Origin of the sequence: Maribacter litoralis (assembly GCF_003075045.1) — a bacterium.
GTDB classification, from domain to species: Bacteria; Bacteroidota; Bacteroidia; order Flavobacteriales; family Flavobacteriaceae; genus Maribacter; species Maribacter litoralis.
Genome location: NZ_QCZD01000003.1, coordinates 395,372 through 410,731 on the forward strand (window position 1 = coordinate 395,372; position 15,360 = coordinate 410,731).

Consider the following 15,360-nt stretch of genomic DNA (forward strand, 5'->3'; position numbering starts at 1 on the left):
ACTTGTTTGCATTATAGCATTAACATCAAGTTCTATTCTTTTTAAATACATTTGCTATCAAAGATATTTATATGGACCCTGTAAGATGTGGTTGGTGCAAGGGCGATACGCTATACGAAGCATATCATGATCAAGAATGGGGCGTACCCGTAAAAGATGATGCCTTACTTTTCGAATTTCTAGTACTGGAAACTTTTCAAGCAGGTTTAAGCTGGATCACCATTCTTAAAAGACGAGAAAATTTTAGGATTGCTTTTGACCACTTTGATTATCAAAAAATTGCAACATACCCAGAATCAAAAATTCAAAACTTACTACAGGATGAGGGTATTATCAGAAATAAACTAAAAGTTCGTGCTACCGTAACCAATGCCATTGCATATATGGCAATCCAGAAAGAATTTGGAAGCTTCAGCAATTATATTTGGCAATTTGTAAATAACGAACCTATTAAAAATAAGGTCATCAACTATAAAGACGCTCCTGCCAATACACCAATATCCGATAAGATTAGTACAGATTTAAAAAAGCGTGGCTTTAAATTTGTAGGTAGTACTATTATCTATGCATTTATGCAGGCTACAGGTATGGTAAATGACCATCAAATAGATTGTTTTAGATATACCGAAGTGTAATACAACATAATTAAAATGAAACACATAAAGCTAATACCAATAACTGCCTTAGTATTATTTTGCTGGCAGTTTACCAATGCTCAGTACAAATACGAACGTGAATATCGTATACTTAAATCTCAATTTCCATCAGAAGCTATATCAACTATTGAAAAATATGTTGAAGATTATAAACGTATTAAATTCTATAAAGAAACCGACAGCATAAAAGTAAGTTATGAAGCAAAGCTTAAAAAAGATAAACTTTGGTATAGTATTGAATTTGACAAGAACGGTATTCTAGAGGATATAGAAATATTGATAAAACCTGCAGATATTCCCAATGACACCTATTCAAACATAGAAACTTATTTGAACAATAATTTCATAAAATATAGAATCAAAAGACTACAACAACAATATACTTCAAAAAATAATCCTTTAGAGAAAACTTTTAAAAATGCATTTCAAAATCTATTATTACCCGACAATAATTATGAACTTATGGTTGTAGGTAGAAAAGAAGATGGATATTTAGATTATGAGATTTTGTTCGATGCCGATGGAAATTTTAAAAAAATAAGAACATCACTTCCTCCAAATTATGACCACGTACTTTATTAGGAAGCTTCTATTTTTTATCCTATTGACAGTTATAGGATTTTTAAATTTACATTCTCAAGATAAAACGATAGCCTATTGGGAACCAGAAGTTTCTTTTAACTATAAAGTTGCCCCCTTGCTCAAGCAGAATTTTTCTTTGGCAAACAGAAATTATCTGTATAATGACAACAAGACACAATTAACTGTAAGGCAAATAGAAATAGCCCATTTCTCTGCATTGACTATACACCCTAATACCAGTGTTGGTCTAGGCGTACAATACCGGTTTAGGGAGGCATTTGAAGATGACAAGGAAAACGAACTTAGAATTACCGAACAGTTTAACCTCACCAAGAGCGATGGTAGTATACGCTTTGGTAACCGTTTTAGATTAGAACAACGTATACAACCAAGCAACCTAGTGCACAGAATACGATATCGTTTTGCAATCGATTTGCCTTTAAAAGGTTTAAAAATGGATATTGGAGAGCCTTATTTGGTAGCTACCACAGAATCGTTGCTAAGTTTAGGCAAAAGCGAAAAGCCTATGTACGACCAAAGGATTACGTCTCAAATTGGTTGGTCTATCAATAATCATTTAAAGGCTCAACTAGGTGTTCAATTTAGAATGGAAAACTATACAGAAAACACTGAACACGTTTTTCTTTTCTTGAACAGTATTGTTTTTTCACTTTAATATTGCCATAAACTCCTTTCTAGGTATTTCTTTGGCGCCCATACTTGCCAAGTGATTTGTGTGTAATTGGCAGTCTATTACTTTATACCCTTTTTGCCCTAACTCTTCGGCAAGTTTTATAAAGGCAAATTTTGAAGCGTTAGATGTTAAACTGAACATACTCTCGCCACAAAAAACATGACCAAGATCTATACCGTACAAACCACCAACAAGCTTATCATTCTCCCAAACTTCATACGATTTGGCTATACCTTTTTCATGTAATTTAAGGTAGGCAATTTTCATTTCATCCGTTATCCAAGTACCATCTTGCCCTTCTCTAGGTACAGTAGAACAATATTCTAGAACTTGCTCGAAACATGTATTCTTGGTAAGGCTAAACTGCTTATTCCTAATAACCTTTTTCATGCTTTTTGAAATTTTAATCTCATTGGGATATAGCACCATTCTAGGATCTGGACACCACCACAAAATAATGGAATCGTTGTCAAACCACGGAAAAATTCCGTTTTGATAAGCCAATAGCAACCGTTCTGGAGAAAGATCTCCGCCTACCGCCAATAAACCTTCAACATTGGCACTTTCCACCGGGGGAAATACTAAGTCATCCGTTAAAAAATACATGGCTTTTTTTTACTGCTTTTTTAGTTCTTGTTCAAAATAACCAAAGGTGTGAAAACAAAAAAACTTGTTCAACCATTAAAGTTGAACAAGTTTAATATTTAAAAGGTAAAACCCTTTACTGTTTTACGCTATAATCGTTAGAAAGGTAGATCATCATGATCCTCTTCGTTCAAATTATCGGCTGGTTCAAATGCTTCCATTGGCGGTACAGGTGGCATACCTGGTGCTGGTGCCTGCTGAGAAACATTTTCTATACGCCATCCTTGAATGGAGTTAAAATATTTTACCTGACCTTGAGGGTTTGTCCATTCTCTTCCTCTAAGATTTATACTAACTTTTACATCTTGCCCTACAGCATAACTGTTCAACAAATCACATTTATCTTGAACAAATTCTATCATGATATGTTGTGGATATTGCTCGTCTGTAGTAACTACCAACTCTCTTTTTCTAAACCCGTTGGACCCAAAGGTTTGGGTTTCTCCTATCAATTTAACTTTACCTTCTATTTCCATCTTGAACTCTTTTTACAATAGAGCTCAAAAATACATAAAATGATGCGGTAATAAAACATGGTACAATGATATCAACACAACAATTATTCACAATTAGGGTTATCTTTAGTATTAGATAACTATTGGATGAACTTTATTCCTAAAAACAAAATTTCCAACATTTTTCTATTGGTAGGCTCCTTTGCTGTGGTTAGTCTTATCTTATGGAACACCAATAGCTTTTTTAAACAATTTAAGGAAGAAGAGCGTTTAAAAATGGAGATTTGGGCAACAGCGCAGTCAGAATTTTTACAATCGTCTGAAACCGTAGATCTAGGCAGTCTTCACTTAAAGGTATTTCAAAACAATACCTCTACCCCAATGATCTTAATCAACAAAGACGAATCTATTAGGGTCAATAATTTTCCGCCCAATAAGGCACAAGATTCTGTTTTCATTCAAAGTCAGTTAAAAAAATTCAAAAGCGAGAATACCCCTATTTCAATTGACCAACAAGGTGAACATTTAGCTACGCTATATTATGGCAATTCTGATGTTTTGACCAAATTAAAATATTACCCCATTGCGTTACTTCTAATCATTTTTCTATTTGCCGCAGTGATCTATTTTCTGTTCAAGACTAACAAGGCTTCTGAACAGAACAAACTATGGGCAGGTATGGCAAAAGAAACCGCACACCAAATCGGCACACCTTTATCTTCTCTCTTAGGTTGGAACGAGCTTTTAAAAACTGAAGACATCAACCCGAGTATTACCAAAGAAATTGAAAAAGATATTGATCGATTACAGACCATTACCGAACGTTTTTCTAAAATAGGATCCTTACCAAAACTTGTTGAAAGCGACATTGTTAAAGAAACCCAAGACGCTTTTGATTATTTAAAGCGAAGAAGCTCTAAGCTCATTCATTTTTCTTTTAATTCTAAAGTAGATTATTTGCCTGTTATGCTTAATAGTTCATTATACAATTGGACTATTGAAAATTTGGTAAAAAACGGTATAGATGCTATGCGAGGCAAGGGTAGTATTGCCATTGAAATAGTGCCAGATAACAAATTCGTGAATATTTTGATAGCTGATACCGGGCACGGTATTTCAAAAAGCAACTATAATAGTATCTTTACACCCGGATTCACCTCTAAGAAAAGAGGCTGGGGTCTCGGACTTTCTTTGGTAAAACGAATTGTGGAAGAGTACCACGATGGCAAAATAAAGGTGTTATCATCTGGCAAAGAAGGGACTATAATGCAAATTTCTTTAAAAGTGGCTCACTAATTATGGCGAAGGAAAAATTTGAAGTTATTAAAGAAGCTCAACTCACCAATAACTGTCCTGAGTGTTTTAATCAGGATTTAAATCTTACTTTTTATCAAAAACATACCTACGGAAGCTTTTTTCATAAAATTACCGGTGATCTTAGCAACAAATTAGTTTGTAATACCTGCCATTCTACCATTTACCCGGTAAGCTGGACAGATGATATAGAACGTATGTTCGCTTATTATGAAAAAACAGCGATACCCGCTAAAAAATCATCAAAGCCAACTTTACTGTTTTACAGTCTTATGTTGGTTATGATCGCTTTGGTTGCTGGGGCTGTTTACCTTTATATTTCTGGAGCTATTCAACTTTAGCGGCAATTGCTTCGGCAAGTTCGCTCAGCTCTTCATCACTTAATTTCACCTTGTGCTGAAATGTAGCATCTTTCATTTCGGTCAACGGAATTAAATGTACATGAACATGGGGAACCTCTAACCCAATAACGGACATTCCAATACGTTTACAATCCACTGTTTTCTCGAGAGCCTTACCCACTTTTCTTGAAAATGACATTAGCCCTATGTACGTTTCTTCATCTAAGTCCAATATTTTGTCTACCTCTTTTTTTGGTATACACAAAGTATGACCTTTAGCGTTAGGGTTAATATCCAAAAAAGCTAAGAAGTTTTCATCTTCCGCTACTTTAAAGCATGGTATTTCACCATTAATGATCTTAGTAAAAATCGTTGGCATAATTCTATTCAATTTAATGGAAATAAAAAATCCTACCCCTTTTAAAAAGGATAGGATTAAATATAGTTATTTATAAATTTTAAGCTCTTGTTATTTCAAGAATTTCAAATTTAATTGCTCCGCTAGGAACAGTTATTTCTGCAGTGTCTCCTACTTTTTTACCAAGAAGACCTTTACCTATTGGTGAACTTACAGAAATTTTGCCCGTCTTAAGATCGGCTTCACTTTCAGCCACCAGTTTATAGGTCATTTCCATACCGTTATTCTGGTTTTTCAACTTCACGGTAGAAAGTACCAATACCTTTGAGGTATCTAATTGCGATTCATCAATAATACGTGCATTGGCTACCGTATTTTCCATTTTGGAAATTTTCATTTCCAATAAACCTTGCGCCTCTTTTGCGGCATCATATTCGGCATTTTCTGACAAATCGCCTTTATCTCTTGCTTCTGCAATTGCTTGCGACGCCTTTGGGCGTTCAACATCTCTTAAATGATCTAGTTCTGCCTTAAGCTTTTGTAAGCCTTCGACAGTATAGTATGATATATTACTCATAACTTCCTCGTTTTATAAATAGACAAATCCTCTGCAAATGCCTGTTAAATCGGCTTTTTAAGAGAGGATTTAACACAAATATACATAATTTTTACGCACATTTGCTGAAGTTTCCTAAAACAAAATTATAGCATGATTAGCAGATTAAGCATCCTAATTCTATTGATTTTCACTGCTTGCAGTAATGATGGCACCAACAGGAATCCGTATTTACAAGAAATCGGTTTTCGATTTGAGGCAAATTTAAACCTACCTTCTTACAGCCCTCTTACAAATACAGGGAGTGCCGTTTATATTCAAAGCGATCTTGCAGGTACACGAGGTGTTTTTGTTATCAATGCAGGTTTTGATCAGTTTAGGGCGTTTGAAGCTAGTTGCCCAAATCATGCCCCCAATGATTGTTCTACAATGGAACTAGACGGGCAGATCGCCACTTGTTCTTGTGAAGATTATCAGTACAGTCTTTTTACCGGTCAACTATTGAATAGACCAGATGATGAAAATCGATATTATGACATGTTAGAATACAATGCCAACTATAGCGGAGGCAGTGTAATTATCTCTAACTAAACGCTATTCTTCAGCGCGGTATTTGTCCATTATTTCCTTAAATAACTCGCCTGTACTTGGTGGAGTATACGATATTGCATTTGCCCCTGCATCAATTGCCCGAACTATGGTTTCTTCCGTTTTTCCTCCAGTTGCAATGATACCCACATCGGCATCTAAATCTCTTATCCGCTTAATGATTTCCGCTGTTTTACCTGCGCCAGAAACATTAAAAATGTCAACCCCTGCAGCTAACCTTCCCTTAAAATCATCGTTTTCAGAAACCACGGTTATGGTTACTGGTATATCAATTTTTTCTTTGAGCATTGTTATAAGGCTATTAGGGGTAGGCTTATTTAGAACCACCCCTAAAGCACCTTGAAATTCTGCATGTATTGCTAATTCTAGCGATCGCACACCGGTTGTAAGTCCGCCGCCAACCCCACAAAAAATTGGTTTATCGGCAGCTAAAATCAACGCATTTGAGATTACCGGTTGCGGTGTAAAAGGATACACTGCTATAATAGCATTGGCGTTGGTATTTCTAATAATCGCCACATCTGTGCTAAACAGAAATGACTTTATAGATTGCCCGAATACACGAATTCCAGAGCATTGGGATATGACCTCTGGTACCGTTACTATATTGTTTCTAAGCCTACTGCCGAATACCGGAATGTTGCGCTCCATAATCTTAAAAATCAGTATCCTAATTTAGATTATTAAGCTATACGCCCTACATTATCAATAAATTTTTAAGACAACTTTGTATTCTTATTTCGACAATTAAAAATTAACTGTTGCACCTATCAAAAAGTTAGTGCCCGCTTGCGGGTAATACCCTTGTACCTCAAAAGAGTTACCTGGTGTAGACCAACTGTCAACATACGTATACCCGTTAGAAACATATTTCTCATTAAAGACGTTATTAACCAACCCAGACACAACGATAGACTTTACAAAAGCGTTCATCTTTATTTCATAGGTGACGTTAAAGTCATTGGTAAAATAAGAATCCAACTTAGAGGCTTCAGTATCGGTATTACTTAAATACTGCTCTCCAACAAATTTTGAATACAAAGAAAGGTTCAATGCTTCACATGGCATATAACTAAGAATATTCCCTGCCACGAACCCAGGTGAAAATGCAATATTTGTATCTCCTAAACCTTGTAGCTCGTCATCTCTATCAATAAAAAAGTCTTTATTCTTATTATCGCTTATGGCTATGTTTGGTCGCAGATTGAATTTATCTCCTAATCTAATATTTGCATCGACCTCTAATCCAAACCTATAACTATCACCAACATTTTCTCTTAATGGTGCGCCAACATCATTTAAACCACCCGTTAATACTAACTGATCTTTATAGTTCATGTAATATACATTGGTGTTTACCTGAACGGAAGGAGACACGTACCTCCATCCCAACTCAAAATCATTCAACTTTTCAGGTTTTGGATTTCCACCTTCATAATCATTTCTATTAGGTTCTCTATGGGCAACCGCATATGACAAATAGAAATTATTGTTGGCGTTTAAATCAAAAGTTACCCCTGCCTTTGGATTGAAAAAATTGAATGTATCATCAACAAGACCTGTATCTTCTCCGTTCGCTTTGTAACCAACAGTTCTATACTGTACATCTCCATATAATGACCACTGATCTGTTAATTGATAATTTGCCTTTGTATACAGATTAAAATCTGTTTTAGAAGAACTATCGTCATAGTAACGATCTCTATAATTACTGTTACTTGCATATCTAGCCCAAATAACTTCACCAAAATGATCGCCTTCATATGTATTGAAACCTCCGCCCATAATTAGGTCAAGCTTGTTTTTTTTATAATTTGCCGAAAAGACCGTTCCGTAGAAATCATTGTCTAACCAACGTCTTCTAATGACATCGGTAGTATTTACCTCTTCACCATCAACAGTAATCGGCTCAAAACCATAAGTAGAAAAATCATCGTCTTCTTTGTACTGCTCGAAGTAACCCCTTCCTCTGGTATAGTGTAAAGCGATATTAGTACTCCAGAACTCAGAAATCTGTTCGTTCCACAGCAATTGTGCATGATCTTGCTTGTAATTATCCACTTCATTATCATAGAATTGCGTATTACCATTTATATCTGTATAAATTCCTGAAGGATTAAAAGTTCTATCAGATTCCAACGTTTCACCATCTATACCATACCAAGCTTGGTAAGTAATTTCATGACCTCCAAAAATCAATGCTTTAACCAATGTATTATCATCCTTATAAGCGGCTTGTAAAAAATAGGATTCCAAATCTGTTCTGGCCCTATCTATATATCCATCTGAATTTATCTGTGATAATCTACCAGAGATTTCAACATGATCATTTAAAAGTCCCGTACTGAACTTTAAATTATTTCTCAACGTATTGTAGCTACCAATAGAAGTGGATATTTGACCATATGCATCTTGTGAAAAACCATCTGTCAACAAATTTAAGCTAGCACCAAATGCACCTGCGCCATTGGTAGATGTACCTACACCACGCTGCAGCTGTAAACTCTCTGTAGATGAAGCAAAATCTGGCATGTTCACCCAAAACGTACCTTGAGATTCGGCATCATTATACGGTATACCATTAATGGTTACGTTTACACGGGTAGCATCACTACCCCTTACCCTTATACCGGTATAACCTACACCGGCACCTGCATCTGAAGTAGTAACTACAGATGGTAAAAAATTCATGAGCACAGGAATATCCTGACCAAGATTTCTTGGTTTAATTTCCTCTTTCGTAAGGTTTGTAAAAGTTACGGGTGATTGGTTGGTTACCCTAATCGCAGAGACGAACACCTCGTCTAAGACTACTTTTTGACCCTCTAAAGAATCGGTTACTTGTTCTTGGGCACTGACACCCAAATTAAACGCGAAAAGCGCCGCAATTGTGAAAATAGTAAGTTTCATTCGTAAAATAATTACGAATAAAAGGGGCTATTATTCTAAGTTAAAATTGATTTTTGCCTATTTAAAGACTTTGTTTTCCAAAATGAAGTCAGCCATAACACAGGCTGGCCCCTCGCTAAAAATGTCCACCGGACATTTTTTTAACGCTCGGTCCCTTGGCAGCATTACCCGCCCAGGTTCTTTGGGTATAATCTCAGCTTTATTCTAAAATAGTTCTAGAATTCGGCACCCCTTTGAGATGCCGCAAATGTAATGCAGTAATTTAAACTCTCATAAATTAATTTAAAAAAATAACAACTTGTTTAATTAACATCATTTTAGAACTTATTTCCATGGTTTTATCGTATTTAGATAAAGAACTTTCTCTACCTTTTCTTTATAATTAGAAACAATACATGGACTCCAGAAAAAATAAATTCACTCTTAAAATTACCATTAGCTATTTACTTTTGGTCATATTGGGCATTATTGCATCTTACTACATTTATACCGAGGTCCAGGAATATATAGCTACCGAGAACACGACCGAAAAAGACAATAAATTACTTAAAACCAATTCTTTTCTTGCTCAACTCTACGAAGCCGAAAGCTTGTCTAAACTTGCTTTACAAACCAAAAGCAAAATCAATTTTACCGCCTATGAAAATAAAATAGATTCTATACGTACCAATATTGAAGAAATAAAGAACCTTACCGACAGTGATTACCAACACGGTCTATTAGATAGTCTTGGTGCCCTTTTAAATAGAAAAGTAACCAATATTAACGCCCTGCGGTCCATTAGGCTTAAAGATCAAACAGGAACAGCTATAAATTCTGCTCTTGAAGAATTTGACAAGCTAGAAGAATCTTTAGGAATTATAAAACCTGAAGGCTTAGCTCCCAATTTAGAAGAGCTTTCGCCAAAAGCACAAAGTACTATTAAAAAGGTGGCCGATTATCTTAATGCCAATGTACCATCTGATGCAAATTCACAAAACAATGCTCAGACTATGGATAGTGTACTTCAAGTCTCTAAAAATATTTTAAAAGATGTTAAACAAGAAAATGCCATAAACGAAAATACATTGGCTGCCCGTGAAACCAATATCAACAAAACCGACCTTGAACTTTCTCAGCAATTACGCACCATACTCTCTTCATTTGAGCAAGAAATCATTACCAATAGCATTGCCAACTCTATAAAAAAAGAAAACCTGCTTAAAAGAAGTATTCGTTTAGCCGTTATTGCCGCCATACTCGGCTTTCTGGTAGTTGGTATTTTTACATTTATCTTAAATAAAGATTTTTGGAAAGCAAACTTGTACAGAGAGAAACTGGAAAAAGAAAAGGCATACTCAGAATCATTGTTAAAAAGCAGAGAACAATTGATCGCAACGGTTAGTCACGATCTGCGAACCCCCCTAAACACCATTAGCGGCTACACTAATATCATTGAGGAAAGCAACGACAAAAAAGAAAACAAAGAGTACATCAACCAAATAAAATCCGCTACTACTTATGTAAACAATCTAGTGAACGATTTATTAGATTTTTCTCAATTGGAAGCTGGAAAAATGGTTACCAAGAACACTACTTTTAAAGTTGATAAATTGATTACGGAAAGTGCCCAAAGCATAGCTGCACAACACCAGAACAAGCCTATTGATTTGGTTCTCAACCTAGATGATTCTTTAGAACAACCTATAATTTCCGATGGCTTTCGCTTACGTCAAATTATATTCAATCTATTAGGAAACGCCTATAAATTTACAGATAAAGGGTCTATTACCGTTACCGGAGCAATTGTAGATCATAAAAAGTCGAAAAATCTCATTTTACGAATAACTGATACCGGAATAGGCATATCTAAAGAGAAACAAAAACTGATTTTTAAGGAATTTACCCAGGCAGAAAATGATACCGATAAAAAATATGGAGGATACGGATTAGGGCTTACCATCACAAAAAAATTAACCGAATTATTAGGAGGTACAATTATTCTCGAAAGCGATATCAATGAAGGAAGTACGTTTACCCTTGAAATACCAGTAGAAATTGGTGAAGAAATTACTGATACACCAAAAATTTCTTTGCAGACCAATACTTTAAAAATTATTGTTTTTGACGACGATTCTTCTTTTCTGAAACTTATTGGAAAAATGCTGAAATCTGCCGGAATTGAAGTGCAGCTATTTACAGATTTTAATGATTTTAAAGCTGATTCTGATTTCGATGTAGTGTTGACCGATATTGAAATGCCTACAATTACAGGTTATGAAATAGTAGAGTTCTTAAATTCTGGATCAAACAAATACTACAGCAACCAACCAATTTTGGCAATGACCGGAAGACGAGATTTTTCATTGGAACATTTTACTGAAAAAGGATTCTCCGGACTCATTTTAAAACCGTTTTCAAAAACCGAATTACTTCAAAAATTGAATGAAATTATAAATATCAATTTTGATTCTACGGTTAAACAAACTACAGAAGAAAAGAACAGTGACACCGATAAACCATATAGCTTATCTACCTTGAAACAATATTTGGGCGATGATCAAAATGCTATTGATGAAGTGCTCTTAATTTTCAAAAAAGACACTGCAGAAAATCTTAGTCAACTTCAAACCGCTATAGATAAATACGACATTGAACTTTTAAATAAAACAGCGCATAGAATGTTGCCCATGTTTCGACAACTAGAAGCTCAGAATGCTATTCCTATTTTAGAAACTTTTGAAGTATTGAAGAAAGATGAACTTACTAGTATTCAATTAAAAAGAAAATATCAGGAATTTGATGCTATCGCAAAAGACTTAGTCAATTCCCTCTCAAAAGACTTACCTACAAGTCTAAATCATAATAGTTAATTCTATTGTACAGCGTTTTTCTTGTTACCTGTAGTAATTTAGCCGCTTTTGATTTATTGTAATTGGTACGTTTTAGAGCATTTACTATTTGCTCTTTTTCAAAATCCGCTTTTGATATATTCCCTAAATCAGCAGTTTCTGTTTTGGGGCTCATTAATTCTACTGGCAATGTATTAACCCCTATTTCATTAGTTGTGGTCAATAACACGGCACGTTGAATGACATTTTGTAATTCCCTAATATTACCCGGCCAGTGATATACATTAAAAACATCCCAAACTTCATCTGAAAAGTCATCAATATGTTTATTCAGTTTTTGGTTGAACTTTTCTAAAAAATGAGATGCCAAAACAGTAAGGTCTCCATGCCTGTCTTTTAATGCAGGTATCTGAAGCGAAAACTCATTTAACCTATGATAAAGATCCTCTCGAAATGCACCTTTTTCCACAGCAGCTTTTAAATCTTCGTTGGTGGCAGACAAAATTCTGACATCTACTTGTATTTCGGTATTGCTGCCTATTCTTTTAATCTTACGTTCTTGTAAAGCTCTTAGTAATTGAATTTGATTTTCATAAGATAGATTACCTACCTCATCTAAAAATAAGGTTCCGCCGTTTGCCGCTTCAAAACTTCCAACCTTATCTGCTATGGCCCCGGTAAAACTTCCTTTTAAATGGCCAAAAAATTCACTTGCAGCCAATTCTTTCGGTATTGCCCCACAGTCTAAAGCTATAAAAGGCTTGTCTCGTCTATTACTTTTTTTATGAATGGTTTTTGCGGTAACCTCTTTACCGGTACCACTTTCTCCAATAATTAAAACGGACATATCTGTTGGTGCCACCAAACAAATATGCTCATCTAATTTTTTGGTAGCTTCACTTACCAGAATCAATTCATTTGACCCAGAGTTACTATTAGATTTATCAACTGTAGTTTTTGATTTACTAGTAACCTCTGTTTCTTTTGGGATAATTGGCTTAGCCTGTAATGCCCCGTCTATAACCGCTAACATTTGATCAGGCGTAAATGGTTTTGATAAGTAATCATAAGCACCCATTTTCATTGCTTTGACCGCTGTAGACACTTCGGCATAGCCCGTCATTACTATTACCGGAATACTACCTTTTAAATGAGAAACCAACTTTATTCCGTCATAGTCCGGTAAGCGCAAATCGGTTATAACCAATTGAAATTCTTGTTCTTTAAGTTGCTTTTCGCCATCTACCCCAGTCTGACACAGTACGACTTCAAAATTCTTTCTTTCCAAAAACTTTTTAAGCATTTGGGCAAAAGATGTATCGTCTTCTAAAATTAAAATTCTGGGCATAGTTAGTTTGGTATTCTATGTATCTACGTAAAAATACCATAAGCCGACTATTTGTTTTTTAAAATTATCATAAAGCTTCTTTGATCGTTTCGATTGAGCAAAAAAAAAGGAAAGAATAGCACTTAGCTACCCTTTCCTGACCAAACCAACTTGAACAAACAAGTTTCTCTATAATTACATATCTATCCAGTTACCATCTTCATCTGCATAAACAGTACCTTGTGTACCATCTTCTAGAGATAAGACCAACTTATATTGTTTTTCTTCGTTCGTGTATGCCTTATCTAAACTTGCGGTTGGAAAATTCTTCGCTACCGCATCTGATACTGCTTGTGGAACTTCTGATACAGATATCTCTTTAAAGTCATCTGCTACTACCAACATTTCATTTACTTGATTATGTTGAATTCCGTTTTCAGCTAATAATGCATCTTGTGCATTCATTGCAAAACCACCTATTGTCATTGCTCCTAATAAAAATAAAGTCTTCATCTTTCTAATATTTTTAGTTAATAATACATTTCAATACTATTAACTATGAAAAAAGAATGCCACTATATCTACAATGCATCAAGTAACTGATAATGAAGTGCTTATATTTTTTATATAACAATAATGATTGGGTAAAACTGTGCCCAATGCTATCTGCTGTATAATTTTTACACAATAAAATGTCACATAATCATATGACCTATGAACTTATTGAAGACAAAAAAAAAGGAGCTGCAAAATCGCAGCCCCCCTCAAACCACCTATCAAACTCTTGTTTTAAAATTTTTAATCAACACCTCAATCAATTCAACAACAACAACTAATATTGGCAATGCTAATCCGGGGGATTATTTCAAATACAATTATTTGGTGGCACTTTCATAGTTAACGGTTAGTGTTTACGCGAAAGTGATATTATTCTTATTTATCTTTCAAAACATAGTTTAGATATCATCCCTAATGAGAAAATAAAAACGGTGCTTAAAATCAAAATAAATACTAATGTGACCATTGTTTCATAATTTGCTTCACTTATTTAGACACAACATTTTTTGATAGGTCACATTTTAAATAAAAAAAAACCGCTTTTTGCAGTTTTTTTTTATTTCTACAACTTATTTCAAGTTATTTTTTATTGATCCAATTACCGTACTGATCTATATAAACGGTTCTTCTAGTACCACTTTTTAGCACCATGATCAATTTAAATTCACCTCTATCATTTTTATAAGCCCCTCCTAATTTAGAAGTTGGGTATTGCTTTAATATTTCTTCAATAACCGGTGGAGTCAACTCACTCGATTTTATTTTTACGTATTCATCTGTAATGATAGCAACTTCTTTTTCTATAAAATTAGAACCAGTCATTGCTGTACTGTTCAATGTTATTCCTAAAGTCAAGAATACTAATAATGCGTATTTCCTCATGCTAATTTTTTAATCGTTAATAACTTTGCTTCTATAATTATTTACGGAAGAATCTGACATATGGATTTTCCATTCCCATAATTAACAAGCACTAAATTGAAAAAAGCTGCCTAGGCAGCTTTTCACAAACAACTAACTCAAACTTATAAATACTACATTTCTAACCAGTTACCCTCTGCATCTGCATAAAGCACTACAGAAGAACCATCTTGAGAAGTAATTTCTAATTTATAGTTATTTTCATCATCTACATAAGCCTTATTCAACATCGCCCCTTGATAATCTGATGCTAGGGCATTTACGATCGGCGTTGGTAAATCTGATGTACTTATCTCGGTATAATCTTGAATAAAGACATCTTCCATAATACCATCGTGAAATATAATTGGTGTAGCGGCAGTACCTATTGTTAAACTACCTAAGGCTAAAGCTGTGGCAAATACTAATTTTTTCATCTTTCTACGTTTTTTAATTAAACATTCTTGATATGTCTATTAGAAAAATGATGCCAACTCTAATTTAAATTATAAATAATTGATTTTAAGTGTTTTACACCTGTTCTTTTATTTGTATAGGTGAGTAAAAATGTGCGTAAACAAAAAAAGTGTGTAGAATCTACACACTTTTTTATCGTTTAAGGCT

Annotated in this window: 17 protein-coding genes; 7 read left to right on the forward strand and 10 right to left on the reverse strand. The window is 34.6% G+C overall.

What is annotated here, in order from left to right:
* Window positions 1–71 precede the first annotated feature (71 nt).
* The 3 genes from DCS95_RS13165 to DCS95_RS13175 are packed head-to-tail and all read left to right on the forward strand — an operon-like array spanning window position 72 to window position 1,914.
* Window positions 72–635, forward strand: a complete 564-nt coding sequence (locus DCS95_RS13165) for a DNA-3-methyladenine glycosylase I (RefSeq protein ID WP_116771249.1) — start codon at window positions 72–74, stop codon at window positions 633–635.
* Between the two features lie 15 nt (window positions 636–650).
* Window positions 651–1,238 carry a hypothetical protein gene (locus DCS95_RS13170; protein WP_244178457.1) on the forward strand — a complete coding sequence of 196 codons (588 nt, stop codon included), beginning with the start codon at window positions 651–653 and terminating at the stop codon, window positions 1,236–1,238.
* Window positions 1,219–1,914, forward strand: a complete 696-nt coding sequence (locus DCS95_RS13175; RefSeq protein WP_116771250.1) for a DUF2490 domain-containing protein — start codon at window positions 1,219–1,221, stop codon at window positions 1,912–1,914. The genes DCS95_RS13170 and DCS95_RS13175 overlap by 20 nt, the downstream gene beginning before the upstream one ends.
* Here the strand turns inward: DCS95_RS13175 and aat are convergent.
* Together aat and DCS95_RS13185 are read right to left on the reverse strand one after the other, a co-directional pair.
* Window positions 1,906–2,538, reverse strand: a complete 633-nt coding sequence (gene aat, locus DCS95_RS13180; RefSeq protein ID WP_116771251.1) for a leucyl/phenylalanyl-tRNA--protein transferase — start codon at window positions 2,536–2,538, stop codon at window positions 1,906–1,908. The two genes, DCS95_RS13175 and aat, sit on opposite strands and share 9 nt — an antisense overlap.
* A gap of 137 nt (window positions 2,539–2,675) precedes the next feature.
* Entirely contained in the window at window positions 2,676–3,053 is a 378-nt protein-coding gene (locus DCS95_RS13185; RefSeq protein ID WP_116771252.1) for a DUF3127 domain-containing protein, read from the reverse strand.
* Between the two features lie 126 nt (window positions 3,054–3,179).
* On the opposite strand from DCS95_RS13185, the gene DCS95_RS13190 reads away from it, so the two are divergent.
* Both DCS95_RS13190 and DCS95_RS13195 read left to right on the forward strand, forming a co-directional pair.
* Window positions 3,180–4,328, forward strand: a complete 1,149-nt coding sequence (locus DCS95_RS13190; protein ID WP_116771253.1) for a sensor histidine kinase — start codon at window positions 3,180–3,182, stop codon at window positions 4,326–4,328.
* A gap of 2 nt (window positions 4,329–4,330) precedes the next feature.
* The gene (locus DCS95_RS13195) at window positions 4,331–4,687 is read left to right on the forward strand and encodes a hypothetical protein (RefSeq protein ID WP_116771254.1); all 357 of its coding nucleotides are present in this window, start codon (window positions 4,331–4,333) and stop codon (window positions 4,685–4,687) included.
* Here DCS95_RS13195 and DCS95_RS13200 read toward each other — a convergent pair.
* Both DCS95_RS13200 and greA read right to left on the reverse strand, forming a co-directional pair.
* Complete coding sequence (locus DCS95_RS13200; RefSeq protein WP_116771255.1) at window positions 4,674–5,066, reverse strand: HIT family protein; 393 nt, start codon at window positions 5,064–5,066, stop codon at window positions 4,674–4,676. The genes DCS95_RS13195 and DCS95_RS13200 overlap by 14 nt on opposite strands.
* A gap of 79 nt (window positions 5,067–5,145) precedes the next feature.
* Window positions 5,146–5,622 carry a transcription elongation factor GreA gene (gene greA / locus DCS95_RS13205; protein WP_116771256.1) on the reverse strand — a complete coding sequence of 159 codons (477 nt, stop codon included), beginning with the start codon at window positions 5,620–5,622 and terminating at the stop codon, window positions 5,146–5,148.
* A gap of 132 nt (window positions 5,623–5,754) precedes the next feature.
* Here greA and DCS95_RS13210 point away from each other — a divergent pair, with 132 nt between their 5' ends.
* Window positions 5,755–6,192 (forward strand): Rieske (2Fe-2S) protein, encoded by a 438-nt coding sequence (locus tag DCS95_RS13210; RefSeq protein ID WP_116771257.1) that lies wholly within the window; start codon window positions 5,755–5,757, stop codon window positions 6,190–6,192.
* Window positions 6,193–6,195: 3 nt separating this feature from the next.
* Here DCS95_RS13210 and DCS95_RS13215 read toward each other — a convergent pair whose 3' ends face one another.
* Window positions 6,196–6,861, reverse strand: a complete 666-nt coding sequence (locus tag DCS95_RS13215) for a beta/alpha barrel domain-containing protein (RefSeq protein WP_116771258.1) — start codon at window positions 6,859–6,861, stop codon at window positions 6,196–6,198.
* 96 nt (window positions 6,862–6,957) lie between these two features.
* Window positions 6,958–9,120, reverse strand: a complete 2,163-nt coding sequence (locus DCS95_RS13220) for a TonB-dependent receptor (protein WP_116771259.1) — start codon at window positions 9,118–9,120, stop codon at window positions 6,958–6,960.
* Window positions 9,121–9,515: 395 nt separating this feature from the next.
* Between DCS95_RS13220 and DCS95_RS13225 the strand changes: the two genes are divergently transcribed.
* Window positions 9,516–11,972 carry an ATP-binding response regulator gene (locus DCS95_RS13225; RefSeq protein ID WP_116771260.1) on the forward strand — a complete coding sequence of 819 codons (2,457 nt, stop codon included), beginning with the start codon at window positions 9,516–9,518 and terminating at the stop codon, window positions 11,970–11,972.
* Here the strand turns inward: DCS95_RS13225 and DCS95_RS13230 are convergent.
* The 4 genes from DCS95_RS13230 to DCS95_RS13250 form a co-directional block, all read right to left on the reverse strand.
* On the reverse strand, window positions 11,947–13,299 hold the full coding sequence (locus tag DCS95_RS13230) for a sigma-54-dependent transcriptional regulator (RefSeq protein WP_116771261.1): 1,353 nt from the start codon (window positions 13,297–13,299) through the stop codon (window positions 11,947–11,949). The two genes, DCS95_RS13225 and DCS95_RS13230, sit on opposite strands and share 26 nt — an antisense overlap.
* Before the next feature lie 174 nt (window positions 13,300–13,473).
* A complete protein-coding gene (locus DCS95_RS13235) occupies window positions 13,474–13,791 on the reverse strand; it encodes a hypothetical protein (protein ID WP_116771262.1) in 318 nt (105 codons plus the stop codon).
* Window positions 13,792–14,415: 624 nt separating this feature from the next.
* Window positions 14,416–14,718 (reverse strand): hypothetical protein, encoded by a 303-nt coding sequence (locus DCS95_RS13245; RefSeq protein WP_164674194.1) that lies wholly within the window; start codon window positions 14,716–14,718, stop codon window positions 14,416–14,418.
* A 152-nt stretch (window positions 14,719–14,870) separates the two neighbouring features.
* Window positions 14,871–15,173, reverse strand: a complete 303-nt coding sequence (locus DCS95_RS13250; protein WP_116771265.1) for a hypothetical protein — start codon at window positions 15,171–15,173, stop codon at window positions 14,871–14,873.
* Window positions 15,174–15,360 lie beyond the last annotated feature (187 nt).